This window comes from Microbacterium sp. 22303 (assembly GCF_052045265.1).
Taxonomy (GTDB): domain Bacteria; phylum Actinomycetota; class Actinomycetes; order Actinomycetales; family Microbacteriaceae; genus Microbacterium.
The window spans coordinates 125,300-150,930 of the sequence record NZ_JBQEOQ010000006.1 but is presented as its reverse complement, the minus strand read 5'-3'; the positions used below and the strand labels follow the sequence as shown (position 1 = coordinate 150,930).

Here is a 25,631-nt window from a genome sequence, read left to right as displayed (position 1 = left end):
GGTCAGTCGATCCGCACGTCGAGCCCGAAGTCCAGTGCCCGCGCGGAGTGGGTCAGGGCGCCCACCGAGATCACGTCGACCCCGGTCCCCGCGATCGCGCGCACCGTGTCGAGGTTCACGCCGCCCGAGGCCTCCGCGGTCGCCCGACCGTCGATCAGCGCGACGCCCGCGCGTAGATCCTCGAGGGAGAAGTTGTCCAGCAGCACGGTGTGGGCGCCGCCGTCGAGCACCGCGGGGATCTGGTCGAGCCGATCCACCTCGACGACGACGTGCGTGGTGTGCGGCAGCATCGTGATCGCCTCGCGCAGCGCGGTCGCGACGTCGCGACCACCCCGGGTCAGCACGGCGAGGTGGTTGTCCTTGGCCATCACCGCATCCGACAGCGAGAAGCGGTGGTTGCGTCCGCCGCCCGCGACGACGGCGTGCCGTTCGAACGCCCGCAGCCCGGGGGTGGTCTTGCGGGTGTCGGCGATGCGCACCTGCTTGCCGTCCGGCCCGGCGCCCTCGACGGCGGCGACGTAGGCGGCTGTGAGGGTCGCGATGCCGCTCAGGCGCTGCGTGAAGTTCAGCGCCACCCGCTCTGCCGTCAGCAGGCTGCGGGCGGATCCGGTCGCGGTCGCGAGCACGTCTCCGGCGGCGAAGGCGTCTCCGTCCGCGACATGCAGATCCACGACCGTCTCCGGATCCGTGAGTGTGAAGGCGGCTGCGAACACGTCGCCCCCGGCCAGCACTCCGGGCTCGCGCGCGACGAGGTCGGCGGTCGCCGTGGCGTCCGCAGGCAGCAGCGCGGTGCTCGTAAGGTCGCCCCAGGGGGCGTCCTCTTCGAGGGCTGCTCCGACGACGCGGGTGAGGAGGGCGGGGGTGAGCATCAGACTCCGATCAGGGCGGGCGACGGTTCGAGATGGTGGGCGCCGATCGAGACCGGGCGGGCGAGCGCGGTGGCGATCATGGCCTCGGCGACCTGGAGCAGGTTGCGGTCCTCCACGGCCGTTCGGGTGAGGCCCTCCGGCGGGCGCCAGGAGCGGACCGTCGCCAGAGCCTCTTCCAGACCTTCGCGGGTGCGCAGCGGGCCGACCAGATCCCACATGAGCTCCTGCAGCGCGGGCCGGGAGAACGGATCCCCGAACGGAGCCGTTGAGCGAGCTGAGTGAGACGAAACGTCGCGCGTCGAGAACGTTGTTTCGTCGTGGTGCTCTGCGATGCCCCTGCTCGACGCGCGGACCCACGGGGTGTCCAGCGCGGACGCTGCCCGTGCGCCGAACACCGCGCCCTCGAGCAGGGAGTTCGAGGCGAGCCGGTTCGCACCGTGCACGCCGGTGCGCGCGGTCTCTCCGACCGCGTAGAGGCCGGGTAGCGTGGTACGGCCGTCGGCGTCGGTGACCACCCCGCCCATCAGATAATGTGCGGCCGGAGTGACCGGAAGAGGCTCGCGGGCCCAGTCGAAGCCGCGCTCCCGCGTGACCCGGTCGATCGTGGGGAACCGGCGCGCGAGGCGCTCCGCGCTCCAGCCCTCGCGACGGCAGATCGGCGTGGCGTCCAGACGCACAGGGCCGCCCTGCTGACGCGCGCGGCGCACGACCGCGCGCGTCACGACATCGCGCGGCGCGAGCTCGCCGTCGGGATGCGCGTCGAAGGCGAAGCGCCGTCCCTCGTCGTCGATGAGGGTTGCGCCCTCCCCGCGCACCGCCTCGGAGATCAGGAACGCCGGCCCGGGTGCAGCAAGGATCGTGGGGTGGAACTGCACGAACTCCAGATCCTCGACCGCGGCGCCGGCCCGCAGCGCCGCGGCGATCCCATCGCCGGTGCAGACGGCGGGGGCCGTGGTGTGCTGGAACAGCCGGCCCGCGCCGCCGGTCGCGAGGATCACGGCGTCCGCTGCGAGCTCGACGATCCGCCCCGCGATGAGCAGCCCGGCCCCGCGTACCACTCCGCCGGAGACGATCAGATCGACCAGCATCGCGTGCTCGCGGACGGTGATCCCCGCCTCCCGCACGGCGCGGACGAGGGCAGCGGAGATGGCCGCCCCCGTGGCGTCGCCGCCCGCGTGTGCGATCCGTGCCGCGGAGTGGGCCGCCTCGAGCCCGCGCAGCAGCCGCCCCTGGGGATCCAGGTCGAACGGCACTCCGCGGGCGACCAGTTCTGCGATCCGCGCGGGCGCTTCGCCGACGAGCACGTCCACCACAGCGGGGTCGGAGAGCCCCGCTCCTGCCGTGAGCGTGTCCGCGGCGTGCGCGGCGGGAGAGTCGGCCACGCCAACGGCATCCGTGCCGTACACCCCGGCGATCCCGCCCTGGGCGAGCGCGGTCGCGCCGTCGCCGAGGGCGTCCTTCACGACGACCTCGACACGGTGGCCGGCCTCGTGCGCATGCAGGGCGGCGGTGAGACCGGCGATCCCGCCGCCGATCACGAGCACGTGCTGCGCCCCGGGGGCGCGGCGCTCGCCGGGCGCGGGCATCAGGCCACCGCTACCGGAGGGCGGGCCGCCAGCATGCGCTCGAGTGCGACCCGCGCCGGGTCCGCCACGTCCGCGGGAACGGTGATGCGGTTCGGCGTGCGCCCCGCGACGAGCTCCTCGAGCACCCAGGCGAGGTAGCCGGGGTGGATCCGGTACATCGTGGAACAGGGGCAGACCACCGGATCCAGGCAGAAGATCTCGTGCTGCTGATACTGCGCCGCGAGCCGGCGGACCAGGTTGATCTCGGTGCCGATCGCGAAAGTCGTGGGCTCGGTCGCCGCGTCGATGGCCTTGCGGATGTAGTCGGTGGAGCCGGCCTCATCGGCGGCGTCCACGACCTCCATCGGGCACTCCGGGTGCACGATCACGCGCACGCCCGGGTGCTCGGCGCGAGCCTGGTCGATCTGGGCGACGGTGAAACGGCGGTGCACCGAGCAGAAACCGTGCCAGAGGATGACGCGGGAGTCCTTCAGCTCGACCGCGGAGGATCCGCCGAGCGGACGGCGTGGATTCCACATCGGCATCTGCTCCAGCGGCACGCCCATCGCCTTCGCCGTGTTGCGGCCCAGGTGCTGGTCCGGGAAGAACAGCACCCGCCGACCTCGAGCGAACGCCCACTCCAGCACGGTGCGGGCGTTCGATGAGGTGCACACGATGCCGCCATGACGTCCCACGAAGCCCTTGATGGCGGCGGAGGAGTTCATGTAGGTGACGGGGATCACCGGCACGAGTCCGTCGGCGTCGGGCTGGTCCAGCGGGCCGAGCACGTCGGCGAGCTGCTCCCAGCAGTCCTCGACCTGGTCGATGTCCGCCATGTCCGCCATGGAGCATCCGGCGGCGAGGTTCGGCAGGATCACGGCCTGATCCGGTCCGGAGAGCAGATCGGCGGTCTCCGCCATGAAATGCACGCCGCAGAACACGATCGCCTCGGCGTCCGGGTGCTGCTTCGCGAAGCCCGCGAGCTGGAACGAGTCGCCGACATGGTCCGCGTGCTGCACGACCTCCTCGCGCTGATAGAAGTGCCCGAGCACCACGACGCGCTCGCCGAGGGTGGCCTTCGCCGCACGGATCCGCTCGTGCAGCTCGTCCTCGCCGGCCTCGCGATAGGCGGCCGGGAGCTCGCCCTGGCGCGGCGCGCCGGTCGGGATCACGTCGCCCATGGACGATCCGGGACCGTACCCCGGGATCGTGTCGAAGTTCCAGGGCCCCGCGGCGAGATCCGTGGTGCAGGTCGATTCCGAGGAGGCGCCGGTGACGATCAGGCGCAGCGCATGGTCGACGGACGGATCGATCGGAGAGTGCAGAGAGGTGGTGCTCATGAGGTTCTCGTCTCTTCGGGGGCGAGCGGGCCGCGGTCGGCGAGCTCGACATCGGTGGCATCGCGGTACAGCCGGGCGGGCCGATGGCTGCCCGTGCGGAACGCATTGGTGGGGATCAGGGTCCGCGTCGCGTCGACCTGACGCCGGAAATTCGCGGGATCCAGCCGGCGACCCAGGATGGTCTCGTACGCCTCGCGCAGGTCGGCCAGGGTGAACTCCGGAGGGAGGAAGCCCTGTGCCACACGGCTGTAACCGGCCTTGTTGCGCAGCCGCCACAGTGCGTACTCGATGATGCGGCCGTGGTCGAAGGCGAGCTCCGGCAGGTCGGCGGCGTCGAACCAGTCGACGTTCTCCGGATCCGATCCGACCGCGCCGACGGACTCCTCCTCGCGCACGAGCGCCCAGTACACGACGGAGATCACCCGGCTCGGGGAGCGGTCCACCGCGCCGAACGCGTAGAGCTGCTCAAGGTAGCTGGGGGTGAGCCCCGTCGTCTCGGCGAGCGTGCGGGCCGCCGCGGCGGCCAGGCTCTCCGTGTCGTCGAGCCATCCGCCGGGAAGCGCCCAGGCGCCCGCATGCGGATCGCGCGTGCGCCGGACGAGCGGCAGCGCGAGCCGCGGCGCCTCGCCGCCGTCGCGGCGCAGCGTCAGGATCACGGTCGACACCGCGACGCGGATCCCGTCCTCGTGCTCGCTTCTGGTCATGCTGACTCTAACCTCCGTGGATCATCTTATAGTCGCCGTGACCAGAACTCGCGATCATTACGGCGACCTCTCAGCCGCGCGCCCGCCGCGGCGGATAGCGTCGGGACATGCAGCAGCCGACGCGTCTCGAGGCGCGGATCGATGCCCGCGCTCGCCGGATCCTCGCGGGAGCCCCCTCGACCGGCGTGCGCGGCTTCCTCGTCGAGGCGTCCGTGTTCCTCGCCAAGCAGGCGTGGGCGTGCGTGTTCGGCGTGGCCCTCCTCGTGGCGATCGTGCTCGTGCGCACGCTGTACCCGTCCGACCTCGCCCTCACCCGCAACGACCTGCTGACCCTCATCGCGGTGCTGATCCAGGTGGCGATGCTCGCCACGCGCCTGGAGTCGGGGCGGGAGCTCTGGGTGATCATGCTGTTCCACGTGACGGGAACCGCGATGGAGCTGTTCAAGACCGACGTCGGTTCCTGGTCATACGAGGCCGACGGCTTTCTGAGGATCGGCGCCGTCCCGCTGTTCAGCGGCTTCATGTATGCGGCGGTCGGCTCGTACATGGTGCGCGTGCACCGCTTGTTCGACCTCGCCTTCGTGCGCTACCCGCCGCGCTGGGCCACCGTGGTGCTGGCGACGCTGATCTACGCGAACTTCTTCACGCACCACTGGATCTGGGATGCGCGCTGGGCGCTCACGGCGCTCGTCGTCGTCCTCTGGCTGCCGACCGTGATGCATGCACGCGTCTGGCGGCGCACCCTCCGGATCCCGCTGCTGCTGCCGTTCGCCGGCGTCGCGCTGTTCATCTGGCTGGCCGAGAACATCGGCACCGCGAGCGGGGCCTGGCTCTATCCCGACCAGGTCGGTGGCTGGCAGCCGGTCTCCCTGTCGAAGGTGTCCAGCTGGTTCCTCCTGATGATCATCTCGGTCGTCCTGGTGACGCTCGTCTTCCCGCCGCGCCCGCCCGGGAAACCGGCGGCGCGACGGGCATCCCGCACGGTAGGATGGCGCAGGAAAACTGAACACGTGGCCGCATGGTCCGCGCGGGAGAGTCCGGTGATCGCAGCCGGACACCGAAGGAGCAAGCCTCCCCGCCAATCTCTCAGGTAACCGCACCGCGCAGACCCGGCCGCTCTGAAAAGCGATTTCGAGTGAAACGAGAAATCGGGTTGAGCGAAGACGCTGAAGGCGCCTGAGCCGAAACCCTGGTGACTGGATCCCCGCGGATCTCCACCTCTCGCTCGGGATCCGCCGACGGTGAAAGCTCTGTCGCCTCTCGAAGGCGCGGGCGAAACTCTCAGGCTCATGACAGAGGGGGAGTTCTCGGATCCGTGCGCCGTGCGGATCCTCACCGATCCGCACGGGAGAGCTCCATGACAGACGCCCGCTACACCCCCCTTCGGGAGCGCCACGAGGCGCTCGGGGCATCGTTCACCGACTTCGGCGGCTGGCAGATGCCCGTCCGCTACACGTCCGACCTCGCCGAGCACCACGCGGTGCGCGAGAGCGCGGGCATCTTCGACATCTCGCACATGGCCGAGTTCACGATCGTCGGCTCCGGCGCGGCCGCGTATCTCGACTACGCGCTCGCCGGCCGGCTCTCCGCCCTCGCCGTCGGCAAGGCGAAGTACTCGCTGCTGCTCGCCGAGGACGGCGGCATCATCGACGACGTGATCGTCTACCGACTCGGCGATGACGACTTCCTCATCATCAGCAACGCCGGCAACCGCGACGCCGTGCGCGAGGCGCTGCTGGCGCGCACCGCGGGTCGTGAGGTCGTCGTCGAGGACGTCTCCGACTCCTACGCCCTCATCGCCGCGCAGGGCCCGAACGCCGAGGCGATCGTCGCCGCGATCGACGGCATCCACGATGTCTCGATCCCGTGGGCGGAGCAGAAGTACTACGCCTGGGCCTCCGCGACCTACAACGGCAAGCCGCTGCTGCTGGCGCGCACCGGCTACACCGGCGAGGACGGCTTCGAGCTGCTCGTCGAAGCCTCCGACGCCGCCGCGCTGTGGGACGCGGCGCTCGCCGCGGGCGCCGACCGCGGCCTGGTGCCCGCCGGTCTCGCCGCGCGCGACACGCTGCGCCTGGAGGCGGGCATGCCGCTGTACGGCCACGAGCTGAACCTCGAGACCAAGCCCGCCCAGTCGGGCCTGGGTCGCGTGGTCGTGGAGGACAAGGACGACTTCGTCGGCAAGGGCGCCGTCACGCCCGCCGAGGGCGCGCGCGTGCTCATCGGCCTCGCCGCCGAGGGCCGCCGGGCCGGCCGCGCCGGGTACGCGGTCGTGACCGAGGACGGCGCGGTGATCGGCGAGATCACCAGCGGTGCGCTCAGCCCGACTCTCGGCCACCCGATCGCGATGGCCTTCGTCGACCCCGCCGTCGCCGACGGCGCCGTCCCCCTGTTCCTCGACGTCCGCGGCACCAAGATCCCCGCGACCGTCACCGCCCTGCCTTTCTACCGGAGGAAGAAATGACCGATCTCAACACCCTGCGCTACAGCGAAGAGCACGAGTGGGTCGCCGTCGACGGCGATTCCGCGACCATCGGGATCACCGACTTCGCCGCGGACGCCCTCGGTGACATCGTCTTCGTCGAGCTGCCCGCCGTCGGCACGTCCTTCAGCCGCGGCGATGTCTTCGGCGAGGCCGAGTCGACCAAGTCGGTCTCCGAGCTGTACGCGCCGGTCGACGGCACGGTCGTCGAGATCAACGACGCCGTGGTCGACGACCCGTCGCTGGTCAACTCCGCGCCCTTCGACGGCGGCTGGCTGATCAAGGTGTCCATCGCTGCGGGCGCCGTCGACGGTCTTCTCGACCGCGACGCCTACGTCGCGCACACGGAGGGCTGAGAGTGACCGCGTTCCTCGACCGCCACATCGGCACCACGGCCGACGCCCAGCGGGCGATGCTCGACGCGATCGGCATCTCCTACGGCGCCGACGAGCGTCCCGTCGACGCGCTCATGCGCGAGGCCGTCCCGGCCTCGATCCGCTCGGCCGCCGACCGCGTCAGCGTGCTGCCGGCCGCCGCGAGCGAGGCGGAGGCCCTCGCCGAGCTGCGCTCGATGGCGAACCGCAACACGGTGAACCGTCCCATGATCGGCCTCGGCTACTACGGCACCCTCACTCCGAGCGTGATCCAGCGCAACGTGCTGGAGAATCCGTCCTGGTACACGGCCTACACGCCGTACCAGCCGGAGATCTCGCAGGGCCGCCTCGAGGCGCTGATCAACTTCCAGACCATGGTCTCGGACCTCACCGGCCTGGACACGGCGAACGCGTCGATGCTCGACGAGTCCTCGGCCGTCGCCGAGGGCATGCTGCTCGCGCGGCGCGGATCCAAGTCGCCCTCGCCCGTGTTCGTGGTCGACGCCGACGCCCTGCCGCAGACCAAGGCTCTGCTGGCCACGCGCGCAGCGGCGCTCGGGATCGAGCTCGTCGAGCGCGACCTCGCCGGCGGGGAGACCCTGCCCGAGGAGCTGTTCGGCGTGTTCGTGCAGTATCCGGGCGCCTCGGGACGGATCTGGGATCCTTCCGCCGTCATCGATGCGGCGCACCTCGCCGGCGGCCTCGCTGTCGTCGGGGCCGACCTGCTCGCGCTCACCCTGATCGCCTCGCCGGGTTCGCTCGGCGCGGACGTCGCGGTGGGCACGACGCAGCGCTTCGGCGTGCCGATGGGCTTCGGCGGCCCGCACGCCGGCTACATGGCGGTGCGGTCCGGACTGGAGCGCCAGCTGCCCGGGCGTCTGGTCGGCGTCTCGCAGGACGCGGACGGCCACCCGGCCTATCGCCTGGCCCTGCAGACCCGCGAGCAGCACATCCGCCGCGAGAAGGCCACCTCGAACATCTGCACCGCCCAGGTGCTGCTGGCCGTCATGGCGGCGATGTACGCGGTCTATCACGGCCCGGAGGGCCTCAAGGAGATCGCCACGGGGGTGGCCTCCAAGGCCCGCTTCCTCGCCACGCAGCTGGAGAAGGCCGGCGCCGAAGTCGTGCATGCCGACTACTTCGACACCATCACGGTGCGCGTTCCCGGCAGGGCCGACGCGATCGTCGCCGACGCCCACGCCGCAGGGATCCTGCTGAACCCCGTCGACGCCGACACCGTGAGCATCGCCGCCGACGAGACCACGACCTACGAGGACATCCTCGCCGTGGCCACGGTCTTCGGTGCGGGAGAGGGTTCGTTCGCCTACATCCCGGTCACCAGCGTGCCGGCCGCACTCGCCCGTCAGGACGAGTACCTCACGCACCCGGTGTTCCACGCGCACCGCTCGGAGACCGCCATGATGCGGTACCTGAAGAGCCTCGCCGACCGCGACTACGCCCTGGACCGGGGCATGATCCCGCTCGGATCCTGCACGATGAAGCTCAACGCGGCGACCGAGATGGCGGCCATCACCTGGCCCGAGTTCGCACAGCTGCACCCGTTCGCCCCCGAGGCGGACGTGCAGGGCTCGCTCGAGTTGATCGACCAGCTCGAGGCATGGCTCGCGGACGTCACCGGCTACGACGCGGTGTCCCTGCAGCCGAATGCCGGATCCCAGGGCGAGCTCGCGGGCCTGCTCGCGATCCGCGGCTACCACCTCGCCAACGGAGACGACCACCGCACGGTGTGCCTGATCCCGTCGTCCGCGCACGGCACCAACGCCGCGTCCGCGGTGCTCGCAGGCATGAAGGTGGTCGTCGTAGCGACCGATGAGCTGGGCAATGTCGACCTCGACGACCTGCGGGCGAAGATCGCCCAGCACGCCGACGAGATCGCGGCGCTCATGATCACCTACCCGTCCACGCACGGCGTGTACGAGCACGACGTGCTCGACATCACGGCGGCGGTGCACGCGGCCGGTGGTCAGGTGTACATCGACGGCGCGAACCTGAACGCGCTCCTCGGCTACTCCCGGTTCGGTGACCTGGGGGGCGACGTCTCGCACCTCAACCTGCACAAGACGTTCGCGATCCCGCACGGCGGCGGCGGCCCCGGCGTGGGCCCCGTGGCGGCGAAGGCGCACCTCGCGCCGTACCTGCCAGGGCACCCGCAGGCGCAGCGCACCGCGCACGCGGGCGGCTACGTGTTCGAGGGCGGCCCGGTCTCCGCGGCGCCCTACGGATCCGCCGGCGTGCTGCCGATCTCGTGGGCGTACGTGCGGATGATGGGCGCCGACGGCTTGCGGGATGCGACCGCGGCCGCCGTGCTCGCGGCGAACTACGTCGCCGCACGCCTGGCCGCGCACTACCCGGTGCTGTACTCGGGGGAGCAGGGCCGGGTGGCGCATGAGTGCATCCTCGACCTGCGTCCGCTCAAGGAGGCGACCGGGATCACGGTCGACGACGTGGCCAAGCGCCTCATCGATTACGGCTTCCACGCGCCGACCATGTCGTTCCCGGTCGCGGGCACGCTCATGGTGGAGCCCACCGAGTCGGAGGACCTCGGCGAGCTCGAGCGCTTCGTCGAGGCCATGATCCAGATCAAGGCCGAAGCCGACGAGGTCGCCGCAGGTGTCTGGCCGGCCGACGACAACCCGCTCGTGCATGCGCCGCACACCGCGGCCGCGCTGCTGATGGGGGAGTGGGATCACGCCTACACCCGCGAGCAGGCCGCCTATCCGACGCACGCGCTCATCGCGGGCAAGTACTGGCCGCCGGTGCGCCGCATCGACAACGCGTACGGCGACCGCAACCTGGTGTGCGCCTGCCCTCCGGTGGAGGCGTTCGCGCTGTAGGGATCCGCACGATCCGAAGAACGACGAGGCGTCCTGGGAACCGCTCCCAGGGCGCCTCGTCGTTCAGGTCACCAGTGAGTAACGGTTAACGCAGTCGGTTCGCCGGATCGGGGGTGCGGCGGTTACCCTCGAGTATCCCTACGCGCTCGACGATGAGCGTGCAGATTGCTGTTATCTGTCCACAGGAGGACACAACGTGAAGCGCAACAAGATCGCCCTCGCGGGCATCGGACTGCTCGCGGTGGGCGCACTCGCCCTCGCTGGCTGCTCCAGCAAGAGCGGCGGAGACGCAACCCCCACCAAGGGCGGCGACTCGAAGACCATCATCAAGGTCAGCGGCAGCGAGCCCGAGAACCCGCTGATCCCGACCAACACCAATGAGGTGGGCGGCGGCAAGATCCTCGACTCCCTGTTCGCGGGCCTTGCGTACTACGACGCCAAGGGCAAGCTCGTCAACGACATGGCCGAGTCGATCAAGGTCGACGACGCCTCGAGCCTGACGGTCAAGCTGAAGCAGGGCAACACCTTCTCCAACGGCGAGAAGGTCACGGCCGACAGCTTCATCAACGCGTGGCAGTACGGTGCGCTGTTCTCGAACAAGCAGCTCAACCAGTCGTGGTTCAGCGACATCGAGGGCTTCAGCGACTCCGCCGACTCCCCGCTGACCGGTCTGAAGAAGACCGATGACTACACGTTCACGATCAAGCTGTCCAACCCGGTCGCCGCGGACTTCTCGCAGCGCCTCGGCTACTCGGCCTACTACCCGCTGCCCGCTGCCTCCCTCAAGGACATGGCCACGGCCGGCGAGAACCCGATCGGCAACGGACCCTACAAGTTCGCCAAGTCGGGCGCCTGGCAGCACAAGGTCGAGCTCGACCTGGTCAAGAGCGACACCTACAAGGGCGGACGTCAGGCGAAGAACGGTGGCGTGAACTTCATCTTCTACGCAACCGCCGACGCGGCTTACGCCGACCTGCAGAGCGACAAGGTCGACGTGATCGACCTGATCCCGGCCGCAGCGCAGCAGACGTTCGAGTCCGACCTGGGCGACCGCGCGGTCAACCAGCCGGCCGCGATCTTCCAGTCGTTCTCGATCCCGGGCAACGCCGCGCACTTCACCGGTGACGAGGGCAAGCTGCGTCGCGAGGCGATCTCCATGGCGATCGACCGTGCTGCGATCACCAAGACGATCTTCAACAACACCCGCACCCCCGCCAGCGACTTCACCTCGCCGGTCATCGCGGGCTGGTCCGACTCCCTCAAGGGTGCGGACGTGCTGAAGTTCGACGCGAAGAAGGCGAAGGACCTGTGGGCTCAGGCCGACAAGATCTCGCCGTGGGAGGGCAAGTTCCAGATCGCGTACAACTCCGACTCCTCGCACCAGGCGTGGGTCGACGCCGTGTCGAACCAGCTGAAGAACAACCTCGGCATCGACGCCTCCGGCAACCCGTACGTCGACTTCGCTGCTCTTCGCAAGGACGTGAACGCGCGCACCATCCAGACCGCGTTCCGCACCGGCTGGCAGGCCGACTACCCGGCGCAGTACAACTTCCTGCAGCCGATCTACGGCACCAAGGCGTCGTCGAACGACACCGACTACTCGAACCCCGAGTTCGACAAGCTGGTCGCGAAGGGCGCCTCGGCGACCGACCAGTCCGAGGCCACGAAGGACTACGCCCAGGCCCAGGAGCTGCTGCTCAAGGACCTCCCGGCCATCCCGCTGTGGTACTCGAACGTGAACGGCGGCTTCGCCAAGGGCGTGAACAACGTCCAGTTCGGATGGAACTCCGTTCCGCTGTACTACGAGATCACCAAGGGCTGACCGGCCCGGGGATCACACCCGCGAGGCGGTGACGACCACGTCACCGCCTCGCGCGCTGTTGAAAACAGCCACCGAATTAGTGTCGTGCGCGTCGAACACGTGCCACGATTCTCAGTGAGGCGTCGCACCCGCACGGATCGTGCTGGGTTCCCGAGGCGCCTCCTCATCTGAAAGGAGGGGCGAATGGTCGGTTACATCCTCAAACGCCTCTTGCAGGTGATCCCCGTCTTCATCGGGGCCACCCTGCTCATCTACTTCCTGGTCTTCGCCATGCCAGGCGACCCCATCGCTGCGCTCTTCGGAGACAAGCAGCCGAGCAAGCAGCTGCACGACGCGCTCGTCGCGCAGTACCACCTCGATCAGCCGTTCATCGTGCAGTACTGGTACTACCTGACCGGCATCTTCCGCGGCGACATGGGCACCACGTTCTCCGGACGCTCCGTGAACGACGTGCTCGCGGCGACGCTGCCGGTCACGGGCCGTCTCGCCGTCATGGCGATCGGGATCGAGTTCACGCTCGCGATCATCATCGGAACGTTCTCCGCGCTGCGCAAGGGCAAGATCTTCGACAACACGATGCTGGTCATCTCGCTGGTCTTCATCTCGCTGCCGATCTTCGTCATCGCGTTCCTGGCGCAGTACTTCCTCGCGGTCAAGCTGCAGTGGTTCAGCCCCACTGTCGGCGCGACCAACGATTGGGGCGACATGTGGCTGCCCGCGATCGTGCTGGGACTCAGCCTCTACGCGGTGAGCATGCGTCTGATGCGCGGATCCGTCATCGACACCCTCAACCAGGACTGGGTACGCACCGCGTACAGCAAGGGCCTGCCGCGGCGCCGGGTCATCCCCGTGCACGTGCTGCGCAACTCGCTCATCCCGGTCATCACCAACTCCGCGACGAACTTCGGCGTGCTGCTGGTGGGCGCGACCGTCACCGAGGGCATCTTCAACATCCCCGGTGTCGGCAACACTCTCTTCCAAGCCATTCGACAGCACGAGGGCTCGACCGTGGTGTCCTTCGTGACGGTGTTCGTGATCATCTACGTGCTCGTCAACCTGGTCGTCGATATGCTCTACGGCCTGCTCGACCCGAGGATCCGCTATGTCCGGTGACACCAGCGCGACGCACTACGTCGCACCCATCAAGGACGGCACGATCGCCGTCGACGTCGTCAAGATCGCGGAGAAGCCCTCGAACCTGTGGCGCGATGCCTGGGCGGACATGCGGCGCCGGCCGATGTTCTGGATCTCCATGGTCATCGTGCTCGTGGTCCTGCTGATGGCCCTCTGGCCGACGCTGTTCACGCAGACCCCGCCGAACAGCAACTGCCAGCTGTCCGACTCCAACGGAGGACCTGCCGCCGGGCACCCGCTCGGCTTCACGTTCCAGGGTTGCGACATCTACGCGCGGACGGTGTGGGGTGCGCGCACCTCGGTCTCCGTCGGTCTCATCGCGACGATCATCGGGTCGGTCATCGGCCTCATCATGGGCGCCCTGGCCGGATTCTACGGCGGTTGGCTGGACGGGCTGCTGTCCCGCGTCGGCGACATCTTCTTCTCGATCCCCTACATCCTCGCCGCGGTCGTCGTGATGAGCGTGTTCGCGCAGTTCCGCAACGTGTTCACGCTCGCGTTCGCGATCGGCGGATTCGCCTGGGCCTCCACGGCCCGTGTGGTCCGCGCCGAGGTGCTGAGAGTACGTCAGGCCGACTTCGTGATGGCCTCGAGGGCGCTCGGGAAGTCGCGGTTCGGCACCCTGATCGCCCACGTCATCCCGAATGCGATCGCACCGCTGCTCGTCGTCACCACGCTGAGCCTCGCAGCCGCGATCGTCGCGGAGGCGACGCTGTCGTTCCTCGGCGTCGGGCTCGGGAGCGACACGATGAGCTGGGGCAACGACATCAGCCAGGCGCAGCAGTCGCTGCGGGTGGCGCCGATGGCCCTCATCTACCCGTCGATCGCGCTGACCATCACGGTGCTCGCGTTCATCATGCTGGGCGAGCTCGTGCGAGACGCCCTCGACCCGAGAGCGAGGGCTCGCCGATGAGTGCATCAACCGACACTCCGCTGCTCCGGATCCGTGACCTGAAGGTCGCCTTCGACACCCAGAAGGGCTCGAGGGAGGTGCTGCACGGGATCAACCTCGAGCTGTACCCGGGTGAGACGCTGGCCATCGTGGGCGAATCCGGATCCGGCAAGTCGACGACCGCATCCGCGATCGTCAATCTGCTGCCCGGCACGGGTCATGTGACCGCGGGAAGCATCACCCTCGACGGTCAGGAGCTGACCGGGCTCACCGAGGGTCAGATGGAGAAGATCCGCGGGCGCGAGATCGGCTACGTGCCGCAGGACCCGATGTCCAACCTCAACCCCGTGTGGTCGATCGGCTTCCAGGTCAAGGAGGCGATCCGTGCGAACGGTCTCGCCACCGGGCGCAAGGAGGTCGAGGCCCGCGCGGTCGAGGTGCTGCAGCAGGCGGGACTCGCGGACGCCTCCAAGCGTCTGCACCAGTACCCGCACCAGTTCTCCGGCGGCATGCGCCAGCGCGCGCTGATCGGCATCGGCCTCGCGGCCGACCCGAAGCTGCTGATCGCGGACGAGCCCACATCGGCGCTCGACGTCACCGTGCAGCGCGTGATCCTGGATCACCTCGCGTCGCTGACGAAGGAGAAGGGCACTGCGGTCCTGCTGATCACGCACGACCTCGGCCTCGCGGCCGAGCGCGCGGAGAAGATCATCGTCATGCAGAACGGCGAGATCGTCGAGGCCGGGCCCAGCCGGGAGATCCTGGAGAACCCGCTGCACCCGTACACGAAGAAGCTGGTGGCCGCGGCCCCGAGCATCGCGTCGCAGCGCATCCAGGCGGTCCACGAGCGACAGGGCATCGAGACCAGCGAGGACATCGCCGGCATCCCGCCGACCGTGTCCGTGCGCGACCTGACCAAGGACTACAAGATCCGTCAAGGTCAGTTCCGCAGCATCCCGTTCCGCGCCGTCGACGCGGTCTCGTTCGACATCCCCAAGGGCAAGACGCTGGCGCTGGTCGGCGAGTCGGGCTCGGGCAAGTCGACCGTGGCGAAGATGGTGCTGAAGCTGGAGGATGTCACCTCCGGCTCGATCGCGATCGACGGCGTCGACATCTCCAGCCTCTCCGGGCGGGAGACGCTCGCGCTGCGCCGGCGCATGCAGCCGGTGTTCCAGGATCCGTACGGATCCATGGATCCGCTGCGCAACATCGGAAACACGATCTCGGAGCCTCTGGACATCCACGGCGTGGGTGACAAGGGCTCTCGCCAGGAGCGCGTGCTCGAGCTGCTGGACCAGGTCTCGCTCCCGCGCGAGCTGGCGACGCGGTACCCGAACGAGCTCTCCGGCGGTCAGCGTCAGCGCGTCGCGATCGCGCGTGCACTGGCGCTCAAGCCCGACATCGTCGTGCTCGACGAGGCGGTCTCCGCGCTCGACGTGCTGGTGCAGGATCAGATCCTGAAGCTGCTCGCCGAGTTGCAGAGCGAGCTCGACCTCACGTACCTGTTCATCACGCACGATCTCGCGGTCGTGCGCGTCGCGGCCGACCTGGTCTGCGTGATGGAGAAGGGCAAGCTCGTCGAGCAGGGCACGGTGGACGAGATCTTCGCCAACCCGCAGCAGGAGTACACGGAGCGACTGCTCCAGGCCATCCCTGGCGTCTCGATCGCCCTGGGCGGTCGCAGCGCGTGAGTTCGATGGACCAGATGCCCGTGGGGGCGCGGACGTACCGCGCCTCCACGGGCATCGCCGTGCTCGTGGTATGCGCCGTGCTGGCCGTCTTCCTGCTCGGTGATGCGGTGGTGCGCGGCAGCTGGGCGCAGATGCTGCTGTACGCGCCGTGGGTGCTGCTGGTGCTGTGGCTCATCTACGTGATCAGCGTGGTCTCCCTGGTGCGGGTGGACGAGGACGGCGCGACCGTGCAGAACTTCCTGCGCCGCACGACTTTCGGCTGGCGCCGGGTGACCGAGCTCGACCTGCGCTGGCAGCTGGACTTCGCGCTCGATGACGGCCGGAAGCTGGCGTGCTGGGGAGGGCCCGGACGCATCCAGTCACCGCGGCTGAGCAGGCGCTCGGGCGAGGTCAAGGTGCCGCAGAGCCTGCAGGCGCTCACCGAGGTGCGCACCCGCTGGGAGAACGCCGTGGAGCGCCCGCAAGGCGCCGCGGGCGTGGGCGCCGATGCGCCGATCCGGCGCAGCTGGGACGGGCCCGCGATCGGCGCTCTCGTCGTGATCGCGGTCGGAGCCGTGATCGCGATCGTGGTCACGCGCTGACGTGGCTCGGCTTCCGGCCGCGCCCCGAAGTCCTGAGTACCTTACTGACCGCGAGACTCCATCTGAGTAACGAGACAGCAAGTCTGAACTGCAGCCTCGTTACTCAGATGGAGTCTCGCGGTGCTTAGCGGGTTCGCGCCCGGAGCGCGTCGCGCAGCGAGGCGAGCATGAACGGATCTGCCGGGGCGACGCGGGGGACCCGCGCCGTGCCCAGGATCTCGAGGAACGGATCCATGTCGCGCAGCTCGGACCAACCCCAACGGATGCGCCCGGCGACGTGACGCTGCAACCGCGCTTCGCGGCGCTTCTCGTTCAGGATCGCCTCGGCAGGATCACCGAACTCTCCGGTGTACTTCACGTCGCCATCGGCTTCGCCGACGAGGTTGCGCGATCGCCAGAAGAAGTCGGCCCGGTCCGCGATGCCGTCAGTCACGAAAGTCACCTGGAGCTCGGGCAGTTCGTATCCAGCACCTTCGATCGCTGCGAGGCTGAGCGAGTCGAGAGGGCTCTCCGGACCGCCTGTCGCCCGCGCGAGCGCCCAACGTGCGCGGCGTCGACCGCGCGAGGAGAGGCGCGACTCGTTGATCGCAGGCAGCTGCGCCGGAGCGAGGTCACGTGAACGGCGTAGCAGCGCATCGGCATAGGCCAGACCAGCAGCGGGAGCTACGGTACGGGCGACATCGACGATCGTGTCGCCGGCAGAGGTGAGAAGGATCCCGTCGATCTCATCGATCGTTCGAGCATCCGCGGATGTGAGTACGCGTACGGGGCCGCAGATCCTGCTGGTGCGATCAGGATCCAGGATGAGAATCGGATCCTGCTGGCGCCCGAGGAAGACTCCTCGCAGTGCGGCGGCCGTGATCCCGCAGAATACTGAGGCGGGGTGGGTGAGCGCGACGGCATACGCGCGGGCGAGATAGCGATCCCAGGGCGGGATCTGGCTCCATCGAGATGTTTCGGCGAAGACACCGGGGATCACCCGGACGACTTCACCGCGGCGCCAGGCCCGAAGGAGAACAGTGGAGCTCACCATCTCGCTGGAACGCAGCAACTCAAGAGGTGGGGCGGCGAGTCGCGGTGCGATTCCGGCGTTCAGCATGTGCCGATCCTGCCGCTCGGGGCGGTCCCTCGGAGTCTGCTGGCCGCAGTCGGTGCGTTCCCGCAGGCGCGCGTCTGTGTGGAACCGATCAAGGACCTCCTCATCTGGCCGCGAGACTCCAACTGGGTAACGAGACTTCGCACATGGCCTGCAGTCTCGTTACTCAGTTGGAGTCTCGCGGATCTGGATTCGGGATCCGGGGGTCCGGCCGGAGCCAGCCAGACGCACGGCGCCGAGTCAGTGCGTCGGCAGGCCGAACAGGGCCGGCCACATGGCCGCCGCCCAGGGGTAGCCGACGAAGACGGCCGCGTCGATGAGGAAGTGCGCGACCAGGAACGGCAGCAGCCGGCCGGTGCGCAGGAACAGGAAGCCGAACAGCAGCCCCATCCCGAGGTTGCCGATGAACGCACCGGGTCCCTGATAGAGGTGGTAGCTCGCGCGCAGCACGGACGTGGCGAGCAGGATCGTCCACGGACCCCAGCCGAGCTGGCGCAGTCGGGCGAAGAGGTAGCCGAGCACCACGAACTCCTCCTGCACGGCGGCCCGAGCCGCGGACAGCAGCAGCACCGGGACGGTCCACCAATACGCGCTCTGCGCCCCCGGATCCACCGCGACGAACCAGCCGTTCATCCGCCCGAGCACGTACAGCGCGAGCCCCGGGATCCCGATGGCGAGGACGAGCAGGAGACCCCCTCCGACGTCGCGGCCGATTCGTGTTCCGTCCAGGCCCAGCGCGCCGAGGCGGGGGCGCACCGGGCGCCAGAGCAGGAAGCACACCAGCAGCACCGGCACCACGGAGAACCCGATGCCGAGCAACTGGTAGAGCAGGTCGAACAGCTCGCGGCTGGACTGCGAGGGGTTCAGCGTCGCCGTCTGATCCGCCAGCGGCGTCGACAGGGACAGGCGATCCAGCAGCTGCACGATCGCGTACACCGCGGACTGTCCGAGACCGAGGCCGAGCACGATCGCGATCTCCCACCCGATCCGCGCCCGCGACGGCGCGTCAGGCGGGGGAGGGGGCAGGGCGATCCTCATGGGTCGAGCGTACGGCGAGGCGGTATGCATGCGCCCCGCAGAGGATGCCCAGGAGCGGTGATGTATCCTGAAGAGTCCGGAATCCCGGGCGAAACCCCAGCTGCATTGGATTCCTTCATGGCGCACGCCCTCCGTTCCGATCTCCGCAACGTCGCCATCGTCGCGCACGTCGACCACGGCAAGACCACGCTCGTGGACGCCATGCTCCGCCAGACCGGATCCTTCGGCTCCCACGAGCACATGGAAGAGCGCGCCATGGACTCGAACGACCTGGAGCGCGAGAAGGGCATCACGATCCTCGCCAAGAACACGGCGATCACCTACAAGGGCGAGCACGCCGGCGGCAAGGACATCACGATCAACGTGATCGACACCCCCGGTCACGCCGACTTCGGCGGCGAGGTCGAGCGCGGCCTGTCCATGGTCGACGGCGTCGTGCTGCTCGTGGACGCGTCGGAGGGCCCGCTCCCGCAGACGCGCTTCGTGCTGCGCAAGGCGCTCGAGGCCAAGCTCCCGGTGATCCTGCTGGTGAACAAGACCGACCGTCCCGACGCTCGCATCGCCGAGGTCGAGGAGGAGGCGCACGACCTGCTGCTGGGCCTCGCGTCCGACCTCGTCGACGACGTGCCCGACCTCGACGTCGATGCGCTGCTCGATGTGCCGGTCGTGTACGCGTCCGGTCGCGCCGGAGCCGCATCCCGCAACCGGCCGGAGAACGGTGCGCTGCCGGACAACGACGACCTCGAGCCGCTGTTCGAGGCGATCCTCGAGCACGTGCCGGCCCCGGCGTACGACGATGAGGCTCCGCTGCAGGCGTGGGTCACCAACCTCGACTCCTCGCCGTTCCTCGGCCGCCTCGCACTGCTGCGCGTCTTCAACGGCACGCTGAAGAAGGGCCAGACCGTGGCCTGGGTCCGTTCCGACGGCTCCACCAGCAACGCCCGCATCACGGAGCTCCTGAAGACCCGCGCGCTCGAGCGCTACCCCGCCGAAGAGGCCGGCCCCGGCGACATCGTCGCGATCGCCGGCTTCGAGAACATCACGATCGGCGAGACCATCGCGGATCCGGAGGACGTGCGGCCGCTCCCGGCCATCACGGTCGACGACCCCGCGATCTCCATGACCATCGGCACCAACACCTCGCCTCTGATGGGCAAGGTCAAGGGGCACAAGCTCACCGCCCGGATGGTCAAGGACCGCCTGGACCGCGAGCTCATCGGCAACGTCTCGCTCAAGGTCGTCGACATCGGCCGCCCGGACGCGTGGGAGGTGCAGGGCCGCGGCGAGCTCGCACTCGCGATCCTCGTCGAGAACATGCGCCGTGAGGGCTTCGAGCTCACGGTCGGCAAGCCGCAGGTGGTCACGAAGAAGATCGACGGCAAGACCTACGAGCCGTTCGAGCACCTCACGATCGACACCCCGGAGGAGCACCTGGGTGCGATCACCCAGCTGCTGGCGAACCGCAAGGGTCGCATGGAGAACATGACCAACCACGGCACCGGCTGGGTGCGCATGGAGTTCATCGTCCCCTCGCGTGGTCTCATCGGCTTCCGCAGCGAGTTCCTCACCACCACCCGCGGCACCGGCATCGCGAACGCGATCTCGCACGGCTACGAGCCCTGGGCGGGCCAGATCACCACGCGTCAGAACGGCTCGATCGTCGCCGACCGTCAGGGCGTCGTCACCCCGTTCGCCATGATCGCCCTGCAGGAGCGCATGTCGTTCTTCGTGCAGCCCACGCAGGAGGTCTACGAGGGCATGGTCATCGGCGAGAACTCGCGCGCCGATGACATGGACGTGAACATCACCAAGGAGAAGAAGCTCACCAACATGCGTTCGGCCACGGCCGACAACTTCGAGTCCATGACGCCGCCGCGGCTGCTGACTCTCGAGGAGAGCCTCGAGTTCGCCCGCGACGACGAATGCGTCGAGGTCACGCCCGAGGTCGTGCGCATTCGCAAGGTGACACTCGACCAGACCATTCGCGCCCGCGAGACCGCGCGCCTGAAGCGCCAGGACGCCAACGCGTAACCCACGCCGGTTCCGAACGGCCCGTCTGCTCCGGCAGACGGGCCGTTTCGCGTTTCGGGCGTTCGCACGTCGTGCACGCACCGTGTGCAGCGTGCGGCGCGGCTCAGCGCAGCTCCGAGATGAGCACCGCGGAGGTCCCGGGCTCGAGCGCCTCGAACACGTGCGACGCATCTCCGGGATAGGAGAGGTAGTCCCCGGGGTGCAGCTCCTCGGCTGCCTCGGAAGGGCCGATCAGAGCGCGTCCGCTGATCAGCACGACGTGCTCGGTGGTGCCGACGTGGTGCGGCGTCGAGCGGCGGGGCTCGCCGGGCTCGGCCTGGATGATGTAGAGGTCTCGACGGGCGCCCGGCGGGCAGGCTGCGATGAGCGTGGCCAGATACGGCGCGGCAGCCGACGGCACGCCGGCGTGCTCGCCGGCCCGGATCAGGGTCGGGGCATTCGTGCGCTCCTCCACGAAGGCGGCGAAGGGCACGCCCAGGGCGTCGGCGATGGCCCACAGGGTCTCGACGCTGGGCCCCGAGGATCCGCTCTCCAGCTGCGAGACGGTGGCCTTGGACACGCCGGCGCGGCGGGCGAGTTCGGAGACGGAGATCCCCGCCGCCTCGCGCTCGCGACGCAGAGACCGGGAGATGCGGGCGCGGAGATCATCCATGCGGCCAGTATTCCAAACATTCGTTCGCCTTGACAAACGATTTGCGGATGTTCAGAATGATCGTCATGCGTTCAGAGGAGCGAACGATCGACCGCGACCCCGAGGACGCCGTCGCCGAGGTGCGCGTCGCGCGCCGGGAGGCGATCGGCGTCGCCCTCGCCACCAGCGCGTACGGGATCTCGTTCGGCGCGCTCGCCGTCGCGAACGGGTTCGACGTGTGGCAGACCTGCGTGCTGAGCCTGCTGATGTTCACCGGCGGATCGCAGTTCGCGTTCGTGGGCGTGATCGGGGCGGGCGGGCTCGCCGCCGCGCCCGCGGCGATCGCCTCCGCACTGCTTCTGGGAGTCCGCAACGTCGCCTACGGCATGCGGATGTCTCCGGTGATCGGGCGCGGTGCCGCGCGGCGCGCGCTCGCGGCTCCGTTCACGATCGACGAGTCCACCGCCGTCTCGCTCGCACAGCGCTCGCCGCGGGCGCGCCGCGTCGGATTCTGGATCACCGGAGTCGGCATCTATCTCGGCTGGAATCTGATGACGCTGCTCGGCGCGCTGCTCGGAGACGTGCTGGGGGATCCGAAGACCTATGGGCTGGACGCGGCTGCGGCGGCGGCGTTCCTCGCCCTGCTGTGGCCGCGTCTGCGCACGCGGCAGGCCATCGCGGTCGGCATCGCGGCCGCCGCGGTCGCCACGGCGCTCACGCCGGTGCTGATCCCGGGGCTGCCCGTGCTCGTGGCGGCGTTCGTGGCGATCGTCGTCGGCTGGTTCAACTGGTTCGGGTCGAAGGCCGCCGGCCCGGCGGCGGGGGAGGAGCCGGCATGACCCTGTGGAACGCCGTGCTGCTGGCCGCCATCGGCTGCCTCGCGCTCAAGGGCGCGGGCTATCTGGTGCCGGCGTCCGTCCTCGAGGCGCCGCGGCCCGCGCGGATCACCGACCTGCTGACGGTCGCGCTGCTCGCCGCGCTCGTGGCCGTGCAGACGCTGGCCGCGGGCCCGCACATCGTGGTGGACGCTCGTGTGCCCGCGGTGCTCGTCGCGGCGGGGTTGCTGGCGCTGCGGCAGTCGTTCCTCGTCGTGGTGATCGCCGCCGCGGTCGTCGCGGCTCTCCTGCGGCTCCTAGGGTGGGCCGCGTAAGCTCGAGCCGTGCGTGGAACGTGGCTCAGCAGAGCGCTGTCGTGGGTGGCTCTGTTCGTGGTCGGCGCCGTGTTCGGTCTGGCGACGACCGTGACGCATTCGACCTCGGTGTGGGGGCTCCCGTGGGTCGGGCTGGTGCTCGGCGCGATCGCCTGCGGAGGCATGCTCCTCGCCGTGCGGCTGCTGCTGCACGACCGCTGGGGTGCGCTCGCGACGGGGCTCGGCATGCTCGCCGGCATGGTCGTGATCTCGGGCCGCGGACCCGGTGGATCGGTGATCGTGCCGAATGATCTGCTGGGCGTGACCTGGACCTGGACCATCGCCGGCATGGTGCTGCTGGTCGCCGCGTGGCCGGACTTCTCGCGGATCCGCCGTCTCCAGCAGGAGCAGGCGGCCCGTGCGCGGATGGCGGAAGAGGCGCCCGCCGACGGGTCGTAGACTGGGTCCGTGACATATGTGATCGCTCTTCCCTGCGTCGACGTGAAGGATCGTGCCTGCGTCGACGAGTGCCCCGTGGACTGCATCTACGAGGGTGAGCGATCGTTGTACATCCACCCCGACGAGTGCGTCGACTGCGGCGCCTGCGAGCCCGTGTGCCCCGTCGAGGCGATCTACTACGAGGACGACCTCCCCGAGGAGTGGGCGGACTACTACAAGGCGAACGTCGAGTTCTTCGACGAGATCGGATCCCCGGGCGGCGCCGCCAAGGTCGGCGTGATCCATCACGACCACCCGGTCATCGCCGTTCTCCCGCCGCAGGGCGAGTAGCGCGGTGAGCGTCCGCGACCTCGCCGACTACCCCTGGGACGCGGTCACCCCGTTCCGCGAGCGTGCGGCCGCGCACCCGGACGGCATCGTCGACCTCGCCATCGGATCCCCCGTGGATCCCACCCCCGAGATCATCCGACATGCCCTCGCCGAGGCCACCGACGCGCATTCGTATCCGCAGACCGTCGGCACCCCGGCCGTGCGCGAGGCGATCGTGGACTGGTACGCGCGACGCCGGGGCGTGCCCGACCTGCGCGTGGACAACGTGATTCCCACGATCGGCTCCAAGGAGCTGGTCGCACTACTGCCGACGCTGCTGGGGCTCGGCGCGGGCGACATCGTGGTGCAGCCGCGCGTCGCATACCCGACATACGCCGTCGGCGCCCAGGTCGCCGGCGCGACGGTCGTGAGCGAGGACGACCCCGCGCGCTGGCCGGAGGGCGCCAAGCTCATCTGGATCAACACCCCGGGCAACCCGGACGGGCGCACCTGGACCGTCGACGAGCTCGCCGCGGCCGTGCGCCGCGCACGTGAGCTGGGCGCGATCCTCGCGAGCGACGAGTGCTACGCCGAACTCGGCTGGGACGGGCCGTGGGCGAGCGAGCCGGTGCCCTCGGTGCTGGATCCGCGCGTCACAGGCGGCACCAGAGCGGGTCTGCTCAGCGTCTACTCGCTCAGCAAGCAGTCGAACCTCGCCGGTTACCGCGCCGCCTTCGTCGCCGGCTGCGCCCGCGTGGTGGGGGAGATCCTCACCGCCCGCAAGCACCTCGGTCTGATGCCGCCGGCTCCCGTGCAGCACGCGATGGCCGTCGCGCTGCGCGACGACGAGCACGTCGCGGTGCAGAAGGAGCGCTACCGGCAGCGCCGTGACGTGCTGCGGCCGGCGCTCCTCGACGCGGGCTTCCGGGTCGACGGCTCGGAGGCGGGGCTGTACCTGTGGGTCACCCAGGGCCGCGATGCCTGGGAATCCATGGGTGCGCTCGCCGATCTCGGGATCCTGGCGGGTCCCGGACCCTTCTACGGCGACCACTCCGCACAGCACGTCCGGCTCTCGCTGACCGCGCCCCTCGAACGGATCGAGGCGGCCGCGGCGCGCCTGCGCGGGGCGGCTTCGTAGCATTCCACAGGTGTTTCGGCGCCACTCTTGGTCGTTTTCACAGTAGGTGCGCACGCGGACTAGGCTGTATGAGCGACGCGATCGCGGGCCCATCGGCGCCGATCGCGCATCCCCCACACGAGACAGACGCATGAGGAGGTCTGCGTGAGCGCAGCGGGCGAGCGGCCTACGAAGGCGACGCTGACAGTAGGCGACAAGACCGCGGAGTTCCCGATCCTTCAGGGCACCGACGGGCACGCCAGCATCGATTTCTCCACCCTGACCAGGCAGACCGGCCACACCGGCCTCGATTACGGATTCGTGAACACGGCCTCCACCAAGTCGGAGATCACGTTCATCGACGGTGACCAGGGGATCCTGCGCTACCGCGGGTACCCGATCGAGCAGATCGCGAACACCTGCTCCTACCTCGAAGTCGCGTGGCTGCTCATCTACGGCGAGCTGCCCAGCGCCTCCGAGCTCGCGGAGTTCGATGACAAGATCCGCCGGCACACGCTGCTGCACGAAGATCTCAAGCACTTCTTCCAGGCGCTTCCGGACAACGCGCACCCCATGGCGGTGCTGTCGTCAGCCGTCGCGGCGCTCTCGACCTACTACGAGAACGAGTCCGACCCGCACAACCCCGAGCACGTCGAGCTGAACACGATCCGGATGCTCGCCAAGCTCCCGGTGATCGCGGCGTACGCGCACAAGAAGAGCGTGGGCCAGGCCTTCCTGTACCCCGACAACTCGCTGAGCTTCGTGGACAACTTCCTCAAGCTCAACTTCGGCGTGCACAGCGAGCCCTACGAGATCAACCCCGTGATGTCCAAGGCGCTCGAGCTGCTGCTGGTGCTGCACGAGGACCACGAGCAGAACGCATCCACGTCGACGGTGCGGCTGGTCGGCTCGACGGGGGCGAACCAGTTCGCCTCCGTCTCGGCCGGCATCCAGGCGCTCTCCGGCCCGCTGCACGGCGGCGCGAACGAGGCGGTGCTGACCATGCTCGGCCAGATCCGCGAATCGGGCCAGAGCGTCCAGCGCTTCGTCGAGCGCGTGAAGAACAAGGAAGACGGCGTGAAGCTCATGGGCTTCGGGCACCGCGTGTACAAGAACTACGATCCGCGCGCGAAGCTGGTCAAGGCCGCCGCGGACGAGGTGCTCGCCGAGCTCGGCGTCACGGATCCGCTCCTCGATCTCGCGCGGGAACTGGAGGAGGTGGCGCTTGCGGACGACTACTTCCAGGAGCGTCGCCTGTACCCGAACGTCGACTTCTACACCGGCGTGATCTACAAGGCGATGGGCTTCCCCACGCGCATGTTCACGGTGCTGTTCGCGATCGGCCGCCTGCCGGGCTGGCTGGCGCAGTGGCGCGAGCTGAACCTCGACCCGCAGACCAAGATCGGCCGCCCGCAGCAGCTGTACACGGGCTCGCCGGAGCGCGAGTTCCGCCGGTCCTGACCGGGCGGGCGACGCACGACGACGAAAGAGGGGGGATCCGGATCGGATCCC

22 protein-coding genes, 1 pseudogene and 1 riboswitch are annotated in these 25,631 nt (G+C 69.3%); of the genes and pseudogenes, 16 read left to right on the top strand and 7 right to left on the bottom strand.

Translation table 11 applies throughout. The annotated features are described in order from the left end of the window. Nucleotides 1-2 precede the first annotated feature (2 nt). The 4 genes from nadC to ACTJI8_RS16750 are packed head-to-tail and all read right to left on the bottom strand — an operon-like array spanning nucleotide 3 to nucleotide 4,478. The gene (gene nadC, locus ACTJI8_RS16765) at nucleotides 3-869 is read right to left on the bottom strand and encodes a carboxylating nicotinate-nucleotide diphosphorylase (protein ID WP_440734562.1); all 867 of its coding nucleotides are present in this window, start codon (nucleotides 867-869) and stop codon (nucleotides 3-5) included. Further along, on the bottom strand, nucleotides 869-2,455 hold the full coding sequence (nadB, locus tag ACTJI8_RS16760; RefSeq protein ID WP_440734561.1) for an L-aspartate oxidase: 1,587 nt from the start codon (nucleotides 2,453-2,455) through the stop codon (nucleotides 869-871). The genes nadC and nadB overlap by 1 nt, the downstream gene beginning before the upstream one ends. Next, nucleotides 2,455-3,774 carry a quinolinate synthase NadA gene (gene nadA / locus ACTJI8_RS16755; protein ID WP_440734560.1) on the bottom strand — a complete coding sequence of 440 codons (1,320 nt, stop codon included), beginning with the start codon at nucleotides 3,772-3,774 and terminating at the stop codon, nucleotides 2,455-2,457. The genes nadB and nadA overlap by 1 nt, the downstream gene beginning before the upstream one ends. Further along, nucleotides 3,771-4,478, bottom strand: a complete 708-nt coding sequence (locus ACTJI8_RS16750) for an NUDIX hydrolase (protein WP_440734559.1) — start codon at nucleotides 4,476-4,478, stop codon at nucleotides 3,771-3,773. The genes nadA and ACTJI8_RS16750 overlap by 4 nt, the downstream gene beginning before the upstream one ends. Nucleotides 4,479-4,585: 107 nt before the next feature. Between ACTJI8_RS16750 and ACTJI8_RS16745 the strand changes: the two are divergent. The 9 genes and pseudogenes from ACTJI8_RS16745 to ACTJI8_RS16705 all read left to right on the top strand — a co-directional run. Continuing rightward, nucleotides 4,586-5,380, top strand: a pseudogene (locus tag ACTJI8_RS16745) (DUF817 domain-containing protein); the annotation flags it as partial. A gap of 116 nt (nucleotides 5,381-5,496) precedes the next feature. Beyond that, a riboswitch (glycine riboswitch) is annotated at nucleotides 5,497-5,590 on the top strand. 245 nt (nucleotides 5,591-5,835) lie between these two features. Next, a complete protein-coding gene (gene gcvT / locus ACTJI8_RS16740; RefSeq protein ID WP_440734558.1) occupies nucleotides 5,836-6,942 on the top strand; it encodes a glycine cleavage system aminomethyltransferase GcvT in 1,107 nt (368 codons plus the stop codon). Beyond that, nucleotides 6,939-7,316, top strand: coding sequence for a glycine cleavage system protein GcvH (gene gcvH, locus ACTJI8_RS16735; protein ID WP_440734557.1), 378 nt, complete (start codon nucleotides 6,939-6,941; stop codon nucleotides 7,314-7,316). Before gcvT ends, gcvH begins: the two co-directional genes overlap by 4 nt. A 56-nt stretch (nucleotides 7,317-7,372) precedes the next feature. Beyond that, nucleotides 7,373-10,189 (top strand): aminomethyl-transferring glycine dehydrogenase, encoded by a 2,817-nt coding sequence (gcvP, locus tag ACTJI8_RS16730; protein ID WP_440734738.1) that lies wholly within the window; start codon nucleotides 7,373-7,375, stop codon nucleotides 10,187-10,189. A gap of 196 nt (nucleotides 10,190-10,385) precedes the next feature. After that, nucleotides 10,386-12,011, top strand: coding sequence for a peptide ABC transporter substrate-binding protein (locus ACTJI8_RS16725; protein WP_440734556.1), 1,626 nt, complete (start codon nucleotides 10,386-10,388; stop codon nucleotides 12,009-12,011). A gap of 183 nt (nucleotides 12,012-12,194) precedes the next feature. Continuing rightward, complete coding sequence (locus ACTJI8_RS16720) at nucleotides 12,195-13,124, top strand: ABC transporter permease (RefSeq protein ID WP_440734555.1); 930 nt, start codon at nucleotides 12,195-12,197, stop codon at nucleotides 13,122-13,124. Beyond that, nucleotides 13,114-14,058, top strand: coding sequence for an ABC transporter permease (locus tag ACTJI8_RS16715; protein WP_440734554.1), 945 nt, complete (start codon nucleotides 13,114-13,116; stop codon nucleotides 14,056-14,058). Before ACTJI8_RS16720 ends, ACTJI8_RS16715 begins: the two co-directional genes overlap by 11 nt. After that, entirely contained in the window at nucleotides 14,055-15,728 is a 1,674-nt protein-coding gene (locus tag ACTJI8_RS16710; RefSeq protein ID WP_440734553.1) for a dipeptide ABC transporter ATP-binding protein, read from the top strand. The genes ACTJI8_RS16715 and ACTJI8_RS16710 overlap by 4 nt, the downstream gene beginning before the upstream one ends. A gap of 5 nt (nucleotides 15,729-15,733) precedes the next feature. Then, on the top strand, nucleotides 15,734-16,309 hold the full coding sequence (locus tag ACTJI8_RS16705) for a PH domain-containing protein (RefSeq protein WP_440734552.1): 576 nt from the start codon (nucleotides 15,734-15,736) through the stop codon (nucleotides 16,307-16,309). A 124-nt stretch (nucleotides 16,310-16,433) separates the two neighbouring features. Here the strand turns inward: ACTJI8_RS16705 and ACTJI8_RS16700 are convergent, their stop codons facing one another. Both ACTJI8_RS16700 and ACTJI8_RS16695 read right to left on the bottom strand, forming a co-directional pair. Then, complete coding sequence (locus ACTJI8_RS16700; RefSeq protein ID WP_440734551.1) at nucleotides 16,434-17,408, bottom strand: hypothetical protein; 975 nt, start codon at nucleotides 17,406-17,408, stop codon at nucleotides 16,434-16,436. Nucleotides 17,409-17,645: 237 nt separating this feature from the next. After that, entirely contained in the window at nucleotides 17,646-18,443 is a 798-nt protein-coding gene (locus tag ACTJI8_RS16695) for a CPBP family intramembrane glutamic endopeptidase (RefSeq protein WP_440734550.1), read from the bottom strand. Nucleotides 18,444-18,560: 117 nt separating this feature from the next. On the opposite strand from ACTJI8_RS16695, the gene typA reads away from it, so the two are divergent. Continuing rightward, on the top strand, nucleotides 18,561-20,474 hold the full coding sequence (typA, locus tag ACTJI8_RS16690; RefSeq protein ID WP_440734549.1) for a translational GTPase TypA: 1,914 nt from the start codon (nucleotides 18,561-18,563) through the stop codon (nucleotides 20,472-20,474). Between the two features lie 103 nt (nucleotides 20,475-20,577). Here the strand turns inward: typA and ACTJI8_RS16685 are convergent, their stop codons facing one another. Next, nucleotides 20,578-21,126, bottom strand: a complete 549-nt coding sequence (locus ACTJI8_RS16685) for a helix-turn-helix domain-containing protein (protein ID WP_440734548.1) — start codon at nucleotides 21,124-21,126, stop codon at nucleotides 20,578-20,580. Between the two features lie 65 nt (nucleotides 21,127-21,191). On the opposite strand from ACTJI8_RS16685, the gene ACTJI8_RS16680 reads away from it, so the two are divergent. The 6 genes from ACTJI8_RS16680 to ACTJI8_RS16655 all read left to right on the top strand — a co-directional run bounded on the left by ACTJI8_RS16680 (nucleotide 21,192) and on the right by ACTJI8_RS16655 (nucleotide 25,580). Next, nucleotides 21,192-21,944 (top strand): AzlC family ABC transporter permease, encoded by a 753-nt coding sequence (locus ACTJI8_RS16680; RefSeq protein ID WP_440734547.1) that lies wholly within the window; start codon nucleotides 21,192-21,194, stop codon nucleotides 21,942-21,944. Then, the gene (locus ACTJI8_RS16675; protein ID WP_440734546.1) at nucleotides 21,941-22,255 is read left to right on the top strand and encodes an AzlD domain-containing protein; all 315 of its coding nucleotides are present in this window, start codon (nucleotides 21,941-21,943) and stop codon (nucleotides 22,253-22,255) included. The genes ACTJI8_RS16680 and ACTJI8_RS16675 overlap by 4 nt, the downstream gene beginning before the upstream one ends. Nucleotides 22,256-22,264: 9 nt before the next feature. Further along, nucleotides 22,265-22,693, top strand: a complete 429-nt coding sequence (locus ACTJI8_RS16670) for a histidinol dehydrogenase (RefSeq protein WP_440734545.1) — start codon at nucleotides 22,265-22,267, stop codon at nucleotides 22,691-22,693. Between the two features lie 9 nt (nucleotides 22,694-22,702). Beyond that, the gene (fdxA, locus tag ACTJI8_RS16665) at nucleotides 22,703-23,023 is read left to right on the top strand and encodes a ferredoxin (protein WP_045272231.1); all 321 of its coding nucleotides are present in this window, start codon (nucleotides 22,703-22,705) and stop codon (nucleotides 23,021-23,023) included. Nucleotides 23,024-23,027: 4 nt separating this feature from the next. Continuing rightward, nucleotides 23,028-24,140, top strand: coding sequence for a succinyldiaminopimelate transaminase (gene dapC, locus ACTJI8_RS16660; protein ID WP_440734544.1), 1,113 nt, complete (start codon nucleotides 23,028-23,030; stop codon nucleotides 24,138-24,140). Between the two features lie 144 nt (nucleotides 24,141-24,284). Next, entirely contained in the window at nucleotides 24,285-25,580 is a 1,296-nt protein-coding gene (locus tag ACTJI8_RS16655; protein WP_440734543.1) for a citrate synthase, read from the top strand. Nucleotides 25,581-25,631: the final 51 nt, after the last annotated feature.

Bases quoted from the DNA above. Each gene is read 5' to 3' on its own strand.
- ACTJI8_RS16700 (WP_440734551.1), bottom strand. From the start codon at position 17,408: ATGCTGAACGCCGGAATCGCACCGCGACTCGCCGCCCCACCTCTTGAG.
- gcvH (WP_440734557.1), top strand. From the start codon at position 6,939: ATGACCGATCTCAACACCCTGCGCTACAGCGAAGAGCACGAGTGGGTC.
- ACTJI8_RS16720 (WP_440734555.1), top strand. From the start codon at position 12,195: ATGGTCGGTTACATCCTCAAACGCCTCTTGCAGGTGATCCCCGTCTTC.
- ACTJI8_RS16750 (WP_440734559.1), bottom strand. From the start codon at position 4,478: ATGACCAGAAGCGAGCACGAGGACGGGATCCGCGTCGCGGTGTCGACC.
- ACTJI8_RS16695 (WP_440734550.1), bottom strand. From the start codon at position 18,443: ATGAGGATCGCCCTGCCCCCTCCCCCGCCTGACGCGCCGTCGCGGGCG.
- nadB (WP_440734561.1), bottom strand. From the start codon at position 2,455: ATGCCCGCGCCCGGCGAGCGCCGCGCCCCCGGGGCGCAGCACGTGCTC.
- nadA (WP_440734560.1), bottom strand. From the start codon at position 3,774: ATGAGCACCACCTCTCTGCACTCTCCGATCGATCCGTCCGTCGACCAT.
- ACTJI8_RS16705 (WP_440734552.1), top strand. From the start codon at position 15,734: ATGGACCAGATGCCCGTGGGGGCGCGGACGTACCGCGCCTCCACGGGC.
- ACTJI8_RS16715 (WP_440734554.1), top strand. From the start codon at position 13,114: ATGTCCGGTGACACCAGCGCGACGCACTACGTCGCACCCATCAAGGAC.
- typA (WP_440734549.1), top strand. From the start codon at position 18,561: ATGGCGCACGCCCTCCGTTCCGATCTCCGCAACGTCGCCATCGTCGCG.
- ACTJI8_RS16685 (WP_440734548.1), bottom strand. From the start codon at position 21,126: ATGGATGATCTCCGCGCCCGCATCTCCCGGTCTCTGCGTCGCGAGCGC.
- ACTJI8_RS16680 (WP_440734547.1), top strand. From the start codon at position 21,192: ATGCGTTCAGAGGAGCGAACGATCGACCGCGACCCCGAGGACGCCGTC.
- ACTJI8_RS16710 (WP_440734553.1), top strand. From the start codon at position 14,055: ATGAGTGCATCAACCGACACTCCGCTGCTCCGGATCCGTGACCTGAAG.
- gcvT (WP_440734558.1), top strand. From the start codon at position 5,836: ATGACAGACGCCCGCTACACCCCCCTTCGGGAGCGCCACGAGGCGCTC.
- ACTJI8_RS16675 (WP_440734546.1), top strand. From the start codon at position 21,941: ATGACCCTGTGGAACGCCGTGCTGCTGGCCGCCATCGGCTGCCTCGCG.
- gcvP (WP_440734738.1), top strand. From the start codon at position 7,373: ATGCTCGACGCGATCGGCATCTCCTACGGCGCCGACGAGCGTCCCGTC.
- nadC (WP_440734562.1), bottom strand. From the start codon at position 869: ATGCTCACCCCCGCCCTCCTCACCCGCGTCGTCGGAGCAGCCCTCGAA.